Consider the following 14,911-nt stretch of genomic DNA (forward strand, 5'->3'; position numbering starts at 1 on the left):
GTCATCTACGCGCGGAGAGCAGAATCCCAGGTACAGCCCGCGTTCAACCAGCCGTTATCGTGGTGACGGTCGGCAGCTCGTACAGGTTCCCGGGGCCCGCACCGCCGCGCCGCACCCGGTCCGCCGACCGACCGCCGACCCGCCGCCTGTCCGTAGTGGCCCCACCACCGGGTGGATGTACCAGCGGGCGGGCACCCGAACGTACGGAGACCCGCAGCCCGTGGCCGCCGCTTCCTCGCTCGTCTTCCCGCCCCCGGCCGGTCGGCCGGCCCGACTGGTGGTGCTGGTGTCCGGCTCCGGCACCAACCTGCAGGCGCTGATCGACGCCGTGGCCGACCCGGCCTACGGCGCCGAGATCGTCGCGGTCGGCGCCGACCGGGACGGCATCGCCGGCCTGGAGCGTGCCGAGCGGGCGGGGATCCCGACCTTCGTGCAGCGGGTGAAGGACCACCCGGACCGGGCCGGCTGGGACGCGGCGCTGACCGCCGCCACCGCCGCCGCGCAGCCGGACCTGGTGGTCACGGCCGGTTTCATGAAGATCCTCGGCCCCGGCTTCCTGCAGGCCTTCGCCGGCCGGATCGTCAACACCCACCCCGCCCTGCTGCCCGCCTTCCCCGGCGCCCACGGCGTGCCCGACGCGCTCGCGTACGGCGTGAAGGTCACCGGCTGCACCGTCCACCTGGTCGACGCCGGCGTGGACACCGGGCCGATCATCGCGCAGGGCGTCGTCGAGGTGCTCGACGCCGACCACGCCGATGGCGGCGAAGCGCTGCACGAGCGCATCAAGACCGTCGAGCGCCAGTTGCTCGTCGAGGTCGTGGGCCGGCTGGCCCGCGAAGGTCACCGCATCGAAGACCGAAAGGTATGGATCCCGGCATGAGCGCCGCTCCCAACGCCACGCCCGTCATCAGCGAGAACGTCCGCCCGATCCGCCGTGCGCTGATCAGCGTCTACGACAAGACCGGGCTGGAGGAGCTGGCCCTGGGCCTGCACGCGGCCGGGGTCGCGATCGTCTCCACCGGCTCCACCGCCGGCCGGATCGCCGCCGCGGGCGTGCCGGTCACCGAGGTCTCCGAGCTGACCGGCTTCCCGGAGTGCCTGGACGGCCGGGTCAAGACCCTGCACCCCAAGGTGCACGCCGGCGTGCTGGCCGACCTGCGGCTGGAGTCGCACCGGGCGCAGCTGGCCGAGCTGGGCGTGGAGCCCTTCGACCTGGTGGTGGTGAACCTCTACCCGTTCACCGCGACCGTGGCCTCCGGCGCCACCCCGGACGAGTGCGTCGAGCAGATCGACATCGGCGGCCCGTCGATGGTCCGCGCGGCCGCCAAGAACCACCCCTCGGTGGCCGTGGTGGTGGACCCGGCCCGCTACGCCGACGTGCTGGCGGCGGCCAACCAGGGCGGCTTCGACCTGCTGACCCGCAAGCGGCTGGCGGCGGCGGCCTTCGCCCACACCGCGGCCTACGACGTCGCGGTGGCCCAGTGGTTCGAGACCTCCGGCTACACCGAGTCGCAGGAGGCGTTCCCGTCCTTCCTCGGCGCCACCTGGGAGCGCTCGAACGTCCTGCGCTACGGCGAGAACCCGCACCAGCAGGCCGCGCTCTACACCGACGGCACCGGCGGCCTGGCCTCCGCCGAGCAGCTGCACGGCAAGGAGATGTCCTACAACAACTACGTGGACACCGACGCCGCCCGCCGCGCCGCCTACGACCACGAGCGCCCGGCGGTGGCGATCATCAAGCACGCCAACCCGTGCGGCATCGCGGTCGGCGCCGACGTGGCCGAGGCGCACCGCAAGGCGCACGCCTGCGACCCGCTCTCCGCCTTCGGCGGCGTGATCGCCGTGAACCGCCCGGTCACCGTGGAGCTGGCCGAGCAGATCGCGCCGATCTTCACCGAGGTCGTCGTCGCCCCGGACTACGAGCCGGGCGCGGTCGAGGTGCTGGCCCGCAAGAAGAACATCCGGGTGCTGCGCGCGCCCGAGGCGCCCTGCGAGCGCCGGGAGGCCCGCCGGATCAGCGGCGGCCTGCTCTTCCAGCAGGTGGACAAGGTGGACGCGCCGGGCGACGACCCGTCGACCTGGACCCTGGCCACCGGCGAGGCGCTCTCCGAGGCCGAGCTGGCCGACCTGGCCTTCGCCTGGACCGCCTGCCGGGCCGTCAAGTCCAACGCGATCCTGCTGGCCAAGGACGGCGCCTCGGTGGGCGTCGGCATGGGCCAGGTGAACCGGGTGGACTCGGCCAAGCTCGCCGTCGAGCGGGCCGGCGACCGGGCCAGGGGTTCGTACGCCGCCTCGGACGCGTTCTTCCCGTTCGCCGACGGCCTGCAGATCCTGCTGGACGCGGGCGTCAAGGCCGTCGTCCAGCCGGGCGGCTCGGTGCGCGACGAGGAGGTCGTGGCCGCCGCCGCGGCGGCCGGGGTCACCATGTACTTCACCGGGACCCGGCACTTCTTCCACTGACCGGTGGAAAGGCCGACGGGCCGTGGGACCAGGCGGTCCCACGGCCCGTCGGCTCTTCCGCGGTGCTTACTGCACCTTGATGACCACGCTGCCGACGATCTTGTCGGCGAAGGTCTGGCGCTTCTCGTCCCAGAGCGGCCAGAGGAAGCCGATGAAGCAGGCGAGGGCGTCCAGGATGTGCGCGATCCGGCGGCCGATGCCCAGGCCGGCGCCGAGCACGGTGCCGTTGTCCAGGCGGACGGTGCGCAGGCCGACGACCTTCTTGCCCGGGGTCTGGCCGCCGGTGCCCTCCATGTAGCCGAAGACGACCAGGCCGATCAGGCTGACCAGGCTGCCCACCGCCTGGTTGACCGCCAGCTGCAGGAGCACGGTGGGTATCGCCACGATGACCCAGTCGATCAGACCGGAGGCGAACCGCAGCGGCCAGCCCGCCAGCACGGGGGCCGGCGGCTGCGGGGTGAAGGCGTAGTTGGGGTCGAGGTTGGGCTGGTAGCCCGGCTGCTGCTCGTACGGGTTGCTCATGCTGGTCCCCCTGGGACTTGACGGTGCATCGGTGAGGTGGCCCGGCACCCGCGGAGGGCGGGCGGCGGGAGCTGTGCGGGACTGCCGGTCAGGCGCGGATGACCAGGCTTCCGGTGACCTTGTCGGCGAAGCACTGGCTCTTCTCGTCCCAGAGCGGCCAGAGCCAGCCGAGGTAGCAGGCCGCGCTGTCCAGGACGTGCGCCAGCTTGCGGACGAAGGCCATGCCGAAGCCCAGCGGGCGGCCGTCGTACTCGCGGACCAGCCGGATGCCGAGCGCCTTCTTGCCGATGGTCTGGCCGTTGCTGCCTTCCATGACCAGCAGCCAGATGCCCAGCACCAGGGTGAGCAGGAAGCCGACGATCATGACCGCCAAGCCGCCGCCGCTCATCCCGCTGGAGGTGGAGGCGAGGGTCGGCACGCAGTCCGCGGTGGTCGGGTCGTTCGGGTCGTAGGTCGGGCAGCTGGTGGGGCGCAGCGAGGTCGCCACCATGCTGGCGCCCACGAAGATGCCGATCGTCGCCGGCAGCGAGACCACCAGCGAGTCGATCAGGTAGGCGCCGACCCGGGACCCCCAGCTCGCCAGCACCGGCGCGGGCGGCGGGGCGTAGCCGTACTGCGGCGCCGCGGCCTGCTGCGGGTAGCCGTACTGCGGGGCGCCCTGCTGCGGGTAGCCGTAGCCCGGCGGCTGCGCGTACGGGCTCTGCTGCGGCGGGACGCCGTAGGGCGCCTGCTGCGGCTGGCCGTAGGGGTTGTTGGGGTCGGGCGGGTAGGACACTTCGGGCCTCCGGGCGGGACGTGCACGTCTGCGCTAGTGGGGACGGTCGGGGGACAGCGGGTGAGACTAGTGGAGCGTCATGACAGGTGGACACCCAGGCGGTTGAGCTGCCAGACCCAGGCGGCGGCCGCCGCGGCCGCGATCAGCGCCGTGCGCCGACGGCTCGTCAGGCGCCACCACCGCTCGCCGGTGCCGAGCGGCGCGGTGAGCAGGCCGAGCACCGCGAGCACGGTGACCGGATTGGCCGTCAGGGCGGCCAGCCAGTACCCGTGTCCGGCCTCGATGAAGACGGTGGTGCTCCCGCAGGCCGGGCAGGGGATGCCGGTGAACCGGCGCAGCGGGCAGAGCACGCCGGGATCGTGCGCGTCGTGCAGGACGGCGACCCCGAGGGCCGCGCCGGCCGCCAGCAGGCAGCGCAGCGCGGTGCGGGACAGGCGGGTGCGCAGCGGGCCGGGGGCCGGCCGGGCGACCCGGACCGGGATGGTCACCGGAGCTGCGGGCGCGGGGGGAGGCGGGCCGGGTCCGGCGTCCGGTGCGGATCGTTCATGGTGCTTCCCCCTGACTGGTGCTCGCGCCTATGGTCGGTGCCGCCGACACACGGTGTCCAGGGCATTGACGAGGTCCGGACGCATCTGTGGCGCAACCGCAACCGGATCAATACGTTCCGTTAAGGCTGCCCTATGCTACGCGCGTGGATCATGGGCGGTGCCGCAGATCCGGGAGGATGGCATCATGACGGGCCGGACTCGCCACGGCCAGGACAGCGCAGCAGGGAACAGGCAGATGAGCGCGGTACGCACGAACCGGTCGACCCGCCGACGGAACGTCAGGGGCAGGGGCACGCCGCCGCCCGAGGGGGCCGGGCCGGCGCTGGGCCGCGGCCACTCGCTGCCCGCCCGCCAGTGGCCGATAACGCTGGTGCTGCTGGTGGCCGGGGCCGGACTGGCCGTCACCTGGGCCTCGGACTTCCGGTACGGGCTGCTGCTGCTCGGCTCCTCCTTCCTGATCGGCGCGGTGCTGCGGCTGCTGCTGCCGGACGTCGGGGTGCTGGCGGTGCGCAGCCGGTTCACCGACGTGCTGGTGCTGCTCTTCTTCGGTGCGGTGCTGGTGCTGCTCGCCCTGGTGGCGCCGCAGAACCCGTGGCTGCACGTGCCCGCGCTGGAGAACATCGGCAAGTACGTCGGCCACCGCCGCTAGCGGCCCGCCGGGCGCCGCCGGGGTGCTGTGACGCACCAGCCACGGCGCCGATCGGGTCCACGGGCCGCCCTTGCGATAACCTGACGCCGGTTCTCTCGATGTCGAGAGAAAACATCCTCGGCTCCAGCGCGCCGACGTGCCTGGGGCATGCTGGCGATCGCTGGAGAAGGAAACCATGACTCGCACCCCCGTCAACGTCACCGTCACCGGGGCGGCCGGCCAGATCGGCTACGCCCTGCTGTTCCGCATCGCCTCGGGCCACCTGCTCGGCGCGGACGTGCCGGTGAACCTGCGCCTGCTGGAGATCACCCCCGCGCTCAAGGCCGCCGAGGGCGTCGCGATGGAGCTGGACGACTGCGCCTTCCCGCTGCTGCGTGACATCACCATCACCGACCAGCTGAACACCGCCTTCGACGGCACCAACGTAGCGCTGCTGGTCGGCGCCCGCCCGCGCACCGCCGGCATGGAGCGCGGCGACCTGCTCGCGGCCAACGGCGGCATCTTCGGCCCGCAGGGCAAGGCCATCAACGACAACGCCGCGGACGACATCAAGGTCCTGGTGGTCGGCAACCCGGCCAACACCAACGCCCTGATCGCCCAGCGCAACGCCCCCGACGTGCCGGCCGCGCGGTTCACCGCGATGACCCGCCTGGACCACAACCGGGCCGTCGCCCAGCTGGCCAAGAAGGCCGGCGTCACGGTCGAGGACGTCAAGCGCGTCACCATCTGGGGCAACCACTCCGCCACCCAGTACCCGGACCTGTTCCACGCGGTGATCGGCGGCAAGGCCGGCTTCGAGGCCACCGGCTCGGACCAGGCCTGGCTCGAGGACACCTTCATCCCGAAGGTCGCCAAGCGCGGCGCCGAGATCATCGAGGTCCGCGGCGCCTCCTCGGCCGCCTCGGCCGCCAACGCCGCCATCGACCACGTGCACACCTGGGTCAACGGCACCGCCGAGGGCGACTGGACCTCCATGGGCATCGTCTCCGACGGCTCCTACGGCGTGCCGGAGGGCATCATCTCCTCCTTCCCGGTCACCACCAAGAACGGCGAGTTCGAGATCGTCCAGGGCCTGGAGATCTCCGACTTCTCCCGGGCGAAGATCGACGCCTCGGTCGCCGAGCTGGTCGCCGAGCGCGACGAGGTCAGCAAGCTCGGCCTGATCTGAGGCCGATCCGGCAGCGGTGGCCCGGCGGACCCTTCGGGGGCGCCGGGCCACCGGCGTTTACACTGGGCGGCCGTGACCGAAACCCTCCAGGACGCGGCTCTCGTCCTGGTCTTCATCGTCCTGGGCGGCCTCTTCAACATCGCCGAGATCTCGCTGATCTCGCTGCGCGAGGGGCAGATCCGCGCGCTCGCCGAGCGCGGTACCAAGCCGGCCGCCCGCGCCGCCCACCTGGCCGCCGACCCGAACCGGTTCCTGGCCGCGGTGCAGGTCGGCGTCACCTGCATGGGGTTCCTGTCGGCCGCCTTCGGCGCAGACACGCTGGCCGGCAAGCTCTCCCCGGCGTTCGTCCGGCTGGGCCTGTCCAGCGGGGTGGCGGACGCCGTGGCGCTGGTCTCGCTGACCCTGCTGATCTCCTACATCTCGCTGGTGCTCGGCGAGTTGACGCCCAAGCGGATCGGCCTGCAGCGGGCCGAGTCGCTCGCCCTGCTGGCCGCGCCGGTGGTGGACGTGATGTCGGTGGCGCTGCGGCCGGTGATCTGGCTGCTCGGGCGGTCCACCAACCTGATGGTCCGGCTGCTCGGCGGCGACCCCAAGGCCGGGCGCGGGGTGATGAGCTCCGAGGAGCTGCGCGGCCTGGTCGCGGCCAACACGGAGCTCGGCAGCGACGAGCGGGCGCTGATCGCCGACGTCTTCGCGGCCGGCGAGCGGCAGCTGCGCGAGGTGATGGTGCCGCGCACCGAGGTCACCTTCCTCGACGCCGACCAGCCGCTGAACGAGGTCCGCGAGGAGACCAGCACCTCGCCGCACTCCCGCTACCCGGTGGTGGACGGCTCCTACGACTCGCTGGTCGGCTTCGTGCACGTGCGCGACCTCTACCGGGCCCACGGCGAGCGGGCGCTGCGGGTGCGCGAGATCGCCCGCCCGGTCAAGCTGCTGCCGGCCACCAAGAAGGTGCTGGAGGCGATGAGCGAGATGCGCCGGGAGGGCCACCACCTGGCGATCGTGGTGGACGAGTACGGCGGCACGGCCGGCATCGTCACCCTGGAGGACCTGGTCGAGGAGGTGATCGGCGAGATCCGGGACGAGTACGACGCCCAGGAGACCACCGCCACCCGCCGGCTGGCCGGCGGCGGGATGGAGGTCAACGGCCTGCTCAACCTGCCCGACTTCGCCGAGGAGACCGGCGTCACGCTGCCCGAGGGCCCGTACGAGACGGTGGCCGGCTACGTGGTCGCCGAGCTGGGCACGCTGCCCGCGGTGGGCGACTCGGTGCGCACCGAGGACGGCCTGCTGCTCACCGTCGCCGGGCTGGACGGGCGGCGGATCGACCGGATCCGGGTCAGCGCCCCGCCGGCCGGGTCGCCCGGGGACGGGCCGCCGGCCGAGCAGCCCGGCGAACCGGGTCCCGAAGCGGGGTCCTGAGCCGGGGCGGAAGCTGGAAGAATGGCGGTCATGGTCAACGACGCGCTCCCCACCGAGGCGAAGGCTCGCCCCCGGGTGCTCTCCGGCATCCAGCCCACCTCCGGCTCCTTCCACCTGGGCAACTACCTGGGCGCGGTGCGCCAGTGGGTGGACCTCCAGGAGGCCACCGACGCCTTCTACATGGTCGTCGACCTGCACGCGATCACCGTCCCGCAGGACCCGGCGGCGCTGCGCGAGAACACCCGGGTCTCGGTGGCCCAGCTGCTCGGCGCGGGCCTGGACCCGGAGCGCTGCACCCTGTTCGTCCAGTCCCACGTGCCGGAGCACGCGCAGCTGGGCTGGGTGATGAACTGCTTCACCGGCTTCGGCGAGGCCTCCCGGATGACCCAGTTCAAGGACAAGTCGGCCAAGCAGGGCAGCGACAGCACCACCGTCGGCCTGTTCACCTACCCGGTGCTGATGGTCGCCGACGTGCTGCTCTACCAGGCCGACCAGGTGCCGGTCGGCGAGGACCAGCGCCAGCACCTGGAGCTGACCCGGGACCTGGCCGAGCGCTTCAACAGCCGGTACGCGCCCACCTTCACGGTGCCGACGCCGTACATCCCCAAGGCGACCGCGAAGATCATGGACCTGCAGGACCCGGCCGCCAAGATGAGCAAGTCGGCGGCCACCACCAAGGGCCTGATCAGCCTGCTGGACGAGCCCAGGCTCAGCGCCAAGAAGTTCAAGAGCGCGGTGACCGACACCGACACCGTGGTCAGCTACGACGAGGAGCTGAAGCCGGGCGTCGCCAACCTGCTGCGGATCCACTCGGCGCTCAGCGGCCGGACCGTCGACCAGCTGGTGCAGCACTTCGAGGGCAAGATGTACGGCGCGCTCAAGACCGAGCTGGCCGAGCTCTACACCGAGTGGGTGGCCCCGTTCCAGCAGCGCACCCGCAGCTTCCTGGACGACCCGGCGGAGCTGGACCGGGTGCTCGCGGTGGGCGCCGAGAAGGCCCGCGCGGTGGCGAGCACGACCCTGGAGACGGTCTACGACCGGATCGGCCTCCTGCCGGCCACCAAGCGCTGATGGCGCGGTCGCTCGCGCCGGCCGACGGCGGCGGCCAACCGGCTGCCGCCGGCTCCGTCGTGACCATCGGGGTCGCCGTCACCGTGCCCGAGCCGTACGGCTCCGCGGTGCAGGACGCCCGGGCCGGGCACGGCGATCCGCTGGCGCGAGCGATACCCACCCACGTGACCCTGCTGCCGCCCACCGAGGTGGCGGCCGGGGCGCTGCCCGCGGTCCGCGCCCACCTGGCGTCGGTGGCGGCCGGCCGGCGCCCGTTCCGGATGCTGCTGCACGGCAGCGGCACCTTCCGCCCGGTCTCCCCGGTGGTCTTCATCCGGGTCGAGGGGGGCGCCCAGGAGTGCCGGGAGCTGGAGGCGGAGATCCGCTCCGGCCCGCTGGCCAGGGAGCTGGCCTTCCCCTACCACCCGCACGTGACGGTGGCGCACGGCCTGCCCGAGCCGGTCCTCGAGGAGGCCCAGCGCTCCGCCCGGGCCTTCCACGCCACCTTCCCGGTGACCGCCTTCACCCTCTCGCGGTTCGGCGAGGACCAGGTCTGGCGCCCCTGGCAGGCGTATCCCTTTACCCGGCAGTGAATGCTTGCGCGGAATCGCCAATGATGTTTCCCAGTATTCTCCCAGGGTTTCCCGGGCTCTAGAATTTCATTACTTTCTTATCCGCTCCACCGTGTTCTGAGCGTTATACTCGGGCCTCAATGGTCTACGGGGATCAGCGACCAGAAAGCACACGTCTGGAGAGATGATGCGCTGTCCGAGGCCGGTCCGGCGTGTAATCCGCGCCGTCGCGCGTCGGGTCGGACTGCTGCCGGCGGCCGCCGCGCCGGTGCCGCAGCCGGTCGAGCCGCCCGAGGTGGTCCCCGAGCCGGAGCCCGAGCCGCCGACCCCCGAGGAGCTGCGGGCGGCCCGCGAGGACCGGCTGCTGGAGCTCCATCCCGAGCTGGTCAGGGGCCCGGACGGCCGGATCGCCGAGGTGCGCGACGACCTGCTCTCCGGCGACGCCTTCCTGCGCAGCTTCGACGAGGCGGCCGGGGTGCTGACCGCCGCCGGGGTGCGCTACGCGCCGATCCACGGCCGGCGGCGGCGCCAGTGGGTGGTGATCGCCCCGGGGCAGCGCGAGGCGGTGCTGGCGGCCTGTGCCGAGGCCTTCGAGGGCGAGGCGGTCTACGCCGACCTGCTGGGCCACGACGTGACCCTGACGACCGTGCTGGCCGAGGAGCTGCCGGCCGCGGTGGCCCGGCTGGAGGGCCGGACGGACCAGGAGGGGGCGGAGCCGGCGGCGGTCGAGCGGCCGCGGGTCAAGGGCGTGCGGCTCTACCGTGCCGTGGTGACCAGCGGGCGGACCCTGGCCTACGGCTCCGGGCACGGCTGTGACCTGGACTTCTGGGACGCGGCGGACGGCGACCAGGGCGCCGTGGCGGCGATCCACGAGCCGCCGTTCGGCTGGTGGGTGCCCTCGCTGGAGGCGGACGCCTCGGTGCGGATCGGCGGCCGCGACTACCCCGCGCCCGCCGTCTTCGCGCAGCCGCTGCTCTCCGACGTCACCTTCCCGATCGACGCGGTGGTCACCTGGGTGGATGACACCGACCCGGCCTGGCGGGAGCGGCGGGCCGGGACCCTGGCCGCGCTGCCCGAGCGGCCGGCCACCGGGGACAGCGCGGAGCGCTTCCGCAACCGCGACGAGCTGCGCTACTGCCTGCGCTCGATCGCGATGTACGCGCCCTGGATCCGGCACGTCTTCCTGCTCACCGACGGGCAGTGCCCGGACTGGCTGGCGGTGGACCACCCGGACGTCACGGTGGTGTCGCACCGTCAGATCTTCGCCGACCCGAACGTGTTGCCGGTCTTCAACTCGCATGCGATCGAATCGCAGCTGCACAGAATTCCGGGCCTCTCCGAGCATTTCCTCTATTTTAATGATGATATTTTTATCGGAAGGCCAGTCAAACCCGAACAGTTTTTCCAGGGCAACGGCGTGCCGCTGGTCAACCTCGACTCCCGGGTCATTCCGCCGGGGGGAGTGGAATCGGCCGACGACGAGTACGTCGCCCCGCAGAAGAACACCCGGGCGCTGATCCGGCGCGAGCACGGCCGGGGCACCGCCCACGTGCTGAGCCACGCCCCGCACCCGCTGACCCGCTCGCTGCTCGCCGAGAGCGCCGAGCTGTTCGCCGCCGAGCTGGCAGCCACCGCCCGTTCCCGGTTCCGGTCCCGCACCGACGTCGCCCCGGTCACCCTGGCGGTCGGCCACGGCTACCTGACCGGCCGGGTGGCCTGGGGCCGGATCGGCCACCGCTACGTCGACGTGGACCGGTTCGCCGCGCTGGAGCGGCTGCCGGAGCTGGTCCGGGAGCGGGACGCCGACAGCTTCTGCCTCAACGACGGCGACCTGGACCGGGTGCCGCGGGCCGAGCAGGACCGCCGGATCACCCTCTTCCTCCAGGACTACTTCCCGGTCGCCGGCCCGCTGGAGCGCACGCTGCCCGCGCCGGCCGCCCGGCAGCCGGCCCCGGCCGAGCAGCCCGTCGGCGAGGGCGCCGGGGAGGAAGGGGCCGAGGACCCCGAACCCGACCCCGCCGGCAGCCTGCCCGCACCCGGCCCCGCCCCCGACCTGCGGTCGGTGCCGACCGTCTGACGCCCCGCCATGCGGCGGACGCGACAACGGGCCGGGCCCCCGCCATCGGCGGGGGCCCGGCCCGTTCGCGTCGCTCAGCCCAGCAGGTTGTCGACCACCCGGGCGGCGGCCCGGCCGTCGTCCAGGTCGGCGTAGCGCTCGCGGAAGCGGTCGTACGCCGCGCGGTGCTCGGCGGCCACCTGGTCCACCCGGCCCAGCGCCTCGACCAGTTCCTCGGAGGTCCGCAGCAGCGGGCCGGGCGCCTCCCGCTCGAAGTCGAGGGTGAACCCGCACAGGTTGTCGCGGTAGTGCTCCAGGTCGTAGGTGAAGAAGAGCACCGGGCGGCCGGTGTTGACGAAGTCGAAGACCGAGGCCGAGTAGTCCGTCACCAGCACGTCGGCGACCAGCAGCAGGTCGGCCATGTCGGGGTAGCGCGAGACGTCCCAGACGTAGCCGTTGCCCGCCTCCGGGACCAGCCCGAAGCAGTTGGCGTGCGGGCGGACCAGCAGCACCTGGTCCTCGCCGAGCGCGGCCCGGGCCGCGGCCACGTCCAGCCGCAGGTCGATCTGGTAGCCGCCCTGCGGACGCTTGCGGTCCTCCCGGTAGGTGGGCGCGTAGAGGACGACCTTCTTGCCCTCCGGCAGGCCCAGCCGGCGGCGCACCTCGGCGGCCCGCTTCTCCCGGTCGGCGGAGAACAGCACGTCGTTGTGCGGGTAGCCGGTCTCCAGCAGCTCGCCCTCGAACTTGAAGGCACTGCGCAGCACCGGGCTCGCGAAGCTGGAGCCGGAGACCAGCTTGGACCACTGCGGCACCTCGCGGTCCAGGTGCTTCAGGTAGTTGCTGTCGATGAACCAGATCTTCTCGAAGTCGTGGCCGATCCGCTTCAGCGGCGTGCCGATCCAGGTCTGCAGCACCACCTGGTCCGGGCGCACCACGAAGAAGTCCGGCAGCTGGGCACTGGTCACCAGGTACTTGGTGGTGGCCATCGCCTCGAACCACTCCGGGCTCCACTGGCGCAGCGCCCGGGCGCTCTCCGGCAGGTCGGCCTGGCCGTCGTCCACCGTCCACAGGTGCTCCAGCGGCAGGCCGCGGCGGACCAGCTCCTGGTGGATCGCCCGCGGCGAGCCCGAGTAGGTGCCGCCGCCGGCCGTCATGTAGAGCACCGTCTCGCGCAGCGGCTTGCGCTGGGCGGCCGGGTAGGCCTCGCGGCGCTGCAGGCGCTGGCGGTAGCCGCTGCGCTCGTGCGGGCCGAGGTCGGAGTGCGCCTCCAGCCAGAGGGTGTCGTAGTGGCGGCGCTCCAGCGCCACCTCCTTGCCGCGGGCCCGGACGGTCAGCGGGAACTCGCCGTGCGCCTCGACGGCCACGTGCACGGCCGGCCAGTTGAACTCGGGGTCGCCGCCGAGCGGGCGGAAGAAGACGTCCCAGGTGCCCTTGTGCAGCGGCACCCGGCCGGCGATCGAGACCGGCGGCACGGCGGGCAGCGGGGTCTCGAACCGCCCGTCGCGGATGGTCACCGGGAGGTGGTACTCCTCCTGGCGCCAGCCGTGCTTCACCACGAGCTCGTAGCGGTGCTCGCCGGGCAGCGGGAACCGGCCGGCCAGGGTGAAGCCCTCGCCGTCGGTGCTGGAGACCCGGTCCACGAACGGCTGCACCAGGTGGTCGACGAACTGCAGGTGGCCGGACTCGGTGGGCTTGGTGAGCAGGCCGCGGGCCAGGCCGGCCGGGGCCAGCGGGTTGTACGGGTGGTCCAGGTGGGCCAGCTCCACCCGGTTGTCGACGATCAGCGGCAACTCGGTGCCGTCGGCCAGCAGCAGCTGGGCGAACCAGTGGTCGCTGGTGCGGGTGTCGCCGGTCGGGTCCAGGGCCAGCCAGGCCGCGCGCATCGCGGTCAGCTCGCTGACCGGGAACCGGCCGGTGAACGGCACCGGGCGGCCGGACGGGACGCCGAACTCCACCGGGAAGTCCACGCTGTTGCCGGACTCGCTGTGCTTCAGCTGCAGCCGCATGCCGGCCAGGTCGTTGCCGCGCGCGGTGCCGGTCAGCTCGACCTGGCCGTCCACCACCTTGACGCTGTCGACCGCGGCCCGCAGCTTCTCCACCGTCAGGACCACGAAGCTGTCCCGCAGCCGGGGCACGATCCGGGTGGTGGCGTCCACCCAGTGGATCGGGAAGTTCTGCGCGGTGTCGGCCCAGCCGCCGGAGACCCGGCCCTTGTAGACGCCGGACTTGCCGGCGCCGGCCACCAGCACCCGCCAGGTGCCCTCCTGCCACTGGCCGCGCCGCTTCAGCTTGGCCGGGTCGATCAGGGTGCTGAAGCCGGACCAGTCGCAGCTGTACAGGTCGTGCGGGGAGGAGGCGGTGGCCTCGGGGGAGTAGGTGGTCTTGGCGGCGAAGGTGACGAACCGCTTCCCCTTGGCCTCGCGCAGCACGATCATCTTGACCAGGTCGTGCTTGTGCTCGGCGCCCAGGTGCTCGGGGAAGGCGTGGCCGGTCAGCTTCAGCTTGCCGTCCACCCAGGCCGAGTCGTAGATCCGGCTGCGCATCACCAGGGCGTTGTCCAGGCGCAGCACGTCGGCCGGCACGCTCTTGCGGCCGCCGCGCAGGAACGGGTAGTCGGCGTACGGGCGGAGCAGGCCGCGGGCCGGGGCGGCGCCGTTGCTCTCCGCCTCGAACCGCATCTGCTCGATCATCTCGTCCACCCGGCCCTGCAGGGTCAGGTGGTACTTCAGCCGCAGCGGCGCGCGCAGCTTCTTGACCTGCTCCGGGCCGATCGCCCGGAGCAGCCGGCCCACGCAGGTGACGTAGGCGTCGCGGTAGTCCTGCTCGCCGTCGACCACCGACCAGAAGAACATCGGGATCTCCTCGACGAGGTTGTTCTCGTCGTAGGAGCGCAGGTACTCGCGGTACTTCGGCTCGGTCTGCTTGAGCAGCCAGGCGCGGACCAGCTCCATGGAGGTGACCCGGTCGATCAGGCCCTTGGGGTTGGTGCGCATCTGGGTGATCGACATCTCGCCGACCTCGCGCTCGCGCCAGTGGTAGATCGGCTCGGAGAGCACGTCGACGCTCTTGGCCAGGTAGTGGAGCGGCACGCTGACCGGGGCGTCCTCGTAGAGGATGCCCTCGGGGTAGAGCAGGCCGGCCATGTCCCAGAAGCTGCGGCGGTAGACCTTGTTCCAGGCGGTGCGGTCGGTGACCAGCTCCGGGCGCTCGCTGATGTGGGTCTTCAGCACGGTCTCGCGGAACGGCTTGGAGTGGCCGCCGGACGGGTAGTGGCCGACGGCGCGGAAGCGCAGCACGTTGCCGGTGCAGAAGTCGGAGCCGGTCTGGTCCAGCGTGCTGATCATCAGCTCGTAGGCGCTGGGCGGCAGGGTGTCGTCGCTGTCGACGAAGTTGATGAACTCGGTGCCCTCGGTCAGGTGCAGCAGACCGGTGTTGCGGGCCGCGCCGAGGCCGGCGTTCTTCTTCCGGACCAGCCGGAACCGCGGGTCCCGGGCGGCGAACGCCTCAGCGATCGCCGCGCTCCCGTCCTTGGAGCCGTCGTCGACCATGATGCATTCCAGGTCGGACATGGTCTGGTTCGCGATGGACTCCAGGCACTCCTGGAGGTATCGCTCGACGTTGTAGATCGGGACTACGACGGAGAGACGGGGGGCCATCAGCTGCGCGGGCCTTTCATCGGCGAACTACTT

At 72.3% G+C, this 14,911-nt stretch carries 12 protein-coding genes; 8 read left to right on the top strand and 4 right to left on the bottom strand.

Features of this window, described 5'->3' with window-relative positions; all coding sequences use genetic code 11:
* The first annotated feature begins 175 nt into the window (after window positions 1–175).
* Window positions 176–880, top strand: coding sequence for a phosphoribosylglycinamide formyltransferase (gene purN, locus ACFYNO_RS04415; protein WP_388005020.1), 705 nt, complete (start codon window positions 176–178; stop codon window positions 878–880).
* Entirely contained in the window at window positions 877–2,460 is a 1,584-nt protein-coding gene (gene purH / locus ACFYNO_RS04420; protein ID WP_388005022.1) for a bifunctional phosphoribosylaminoimidazolecarboxamide formyltransferase/IMP cyclohydrolase, read from the top strand. The genes purN and purH overlap by 4 nt, the downstream gene beginning before the upstream one ends.
* Window positions 2,461–2,526: 66 nt before the next feature.
* Here the strand turns inward: purH and ACFYNO_RS04425 are convergent, their stop codons facing one another.
* From ACFYNO_RS04425 to ACFYNO_RS04435, 3 genes are all read right to left on the bottom strand, one after another.
* Window positions 2,527–2,982: an RDD family protein gene (locus tag ACFYNO_RS04425; RefSeq protein WP_388005025.1), complete on the bottom strand. Its 456-nt coding sequence runs from the start codon at window positions 2,980–2,982 to the stop codon at window positions 2,527–2,529.
* 88 nt (window positions 2,983–3,070) lie between these two features.
* On the bottom strand, window positions 3,071–3,757 hold the full coding sequence (locus ACFYNO_RS04430; protein WP_388005028.1) for an RDD family protein: 687 nt from the start codon (window positions 3,755–3,757) through the stop codon (window positions 3,071–3,073).
* Window positions 3,758–3,834: 77 nt separating this feature from the next.
* Window positions 3,835–4,245 carry a DUF2752 domain-containing protein gene (locus ACFYNO_RS04435; protein WP_388005030.1) on the bottom strand — a complete coding sequence of 137 codons (411 nt, stop codon included), beginning with the start codon at window positions 4,243–4,245 and terminating at the stop codon, window positions 3,835–3,837.
* 295 nt (window positions 4,246–4,540) lie between these two features.
* Here ACFYNO_RS04435 and ACFYNO_RS04440 point away from each other — a divergent pair, with 295 nt between their 5' ends.
* The 6 genes from ACFYNO_RS04440 (at window position 4,541) to ACFYNO_RS04465 (ending at window position 11,243) form a co-directional block, all read left to right on the top strand.
* Complete coding sequence (locus ACFYNO_RS04440; RefSeq protein WP_388005032.1) at window positions 4,541–4,954, top strand: DUF3017 domain-containing protein; 414 nt, start codon at window positions 4,541–4,543, stop codon at window positions 4,952–4,954.
* Window positions 4,955–5,129: 175 nt separating this feature from the next.
* On the top strand, window positions 5,130–6,122 hold the full coding sequence (locus tag ACFYNO_RS04445; RefSeq protein WP_388005034.1) for a malate dehydrogenase: 993 nt from the start codon (window positions 5,130–5,132) through the stop codon (window positions 6,120–6,122).
* A 72-nt stretch (window positions 6,123–6,194) separates the two neighbouring features.
* Window positions 6,195–7,544, top strand: a complete 1,350-nt coding sequence (locus ACFYNO_RS04450; RefSeq protein WP_388005036.1) for a hemolysin family protein — start codon at window positions 6,195–6,197, stop codon at window positions 7,542–7,544.
* A gap of 30 nt (window positions 7,545–7,574) precedes the next feature.
* Window positions 7,575–8,615: a tryptophan--tRNA ligase gene (gene trpS, locus ACFYNO_RS04455; protein ID WP_388005038.1), complete on the top strand. Its 1,041-nt coding sequence runs from the start codon at window positions 7,575–7,577 to the stop codon at window positions 8,613–8,615.
* Window positions 8,615–9,187, top strand: a complete 573-nt coding sequence (locus tag ACFYNO_RS04460) for a 2'-5' RNA ligase family protein (protein WP_388005041.1) — start codon at window positions 8,615–8,617, stop codon at window positions 9,185–9,187. Before trpS ends, ACFYNO_RS04460 begins: the two co-directional genes overlap by 1 nt.
* Before the next feature lie 247 nt (window positions 9,188–9,434).
* On the top strand, window positions 9,435–11,243 hold the full coding sequence (locus tag ACFYNO_RS04465) for a stealth conserved region 3 domain-containing protein (RefSeq protein WP_388005044.1): 1,809 nt from the start codon (window positions 9,435–9,437) through the stop codon (window positions 11,241–11,243).
* A 74-nt stretch (window positions 11,244–11,317) separates the two neighbouring features.
* Here the strand turns inward: ACFYNO_RS04465 and ACFYNO_RS04470 are convergent, their stop codons facing one another.
* Window positions 11,318–14,878 (bottom strand): CDP-glycerol glycerophosphotransferase family protein, encoded by a 3,561-nt coding sequence (locus tag ACFYNO_RS04470; RefSeq protein ID WP_388005047.1) that lies wholly within the window; start codon window positions 14,876–14,878, stop codon window positions 11,318–11,320.
* Between the last annotated feature and the right edge of the window lie 33 nt (window positions 14,879–14,911).

This window comes from Kitasatospora sp. NPDC006697, assembly GCF_042869935.1.
GTDB lineage: Bacteria > Actinomycetota > Actinomycetes > Streptomycetales > Streptomycetaceae > Kitasatospora.

Coding starts and splice junctions, on each gene's coding strand:
- purN (WP_388005020.1), top strand. CDS start 176: ATGTACCAGCGGGCGGGCACCCGAACGTACGGAGACCCGCAGCCCGTG.
- purH (WP_388005022.1), top strand. CDS start 877: ATGAGCGCCGCTCCCAACGCCACGCCCGTCATCAGCGAGAACGTCCGC.
- ACFYNO_RS04425 (WP_388005025.1), bottom strand. CDS start 2,982: ATGAGCAACCCGTACGAGCAGCAGCCGGGCTACCAGCCCAACCTCGAC.
- ACFYNO_RS04440 (WP_388005032.1), top strand. CDS start 4,541: ATGAGCGCGGTACGCACGAACCGGTCGACCCGCCGACGGAACGTCAGG.
- ACFYNO_RS04445 (WP_388005034.1), top strand. CDS start 5,130: ATGACTCGCACCCCCGTCAACGTCACCGTCACCGGGGCGGCCGGCCAG.
- trpS (WP_388005038.1), top strand. CDS start 7,575: ATGGTCAACGACGCGCTCCCCACCGAGGCGAAGGCTCGCCCCCGGGTG.
- ACFYNO_RS04460 (WP_388005041.1), top strand. CDS start 8,615: ATGGCGCGGTCGCTCGCGCCGGCCGACGGCGGCGGCCAACCGGCTGCC.
- ACFYNO_RS04470 (WP_388005047.1), bottom strand. CDS start 14,878: ATGGCCCCCCGTCTCTCCGTCGTAGTCCCGATCTACAACGTCGAGCGA.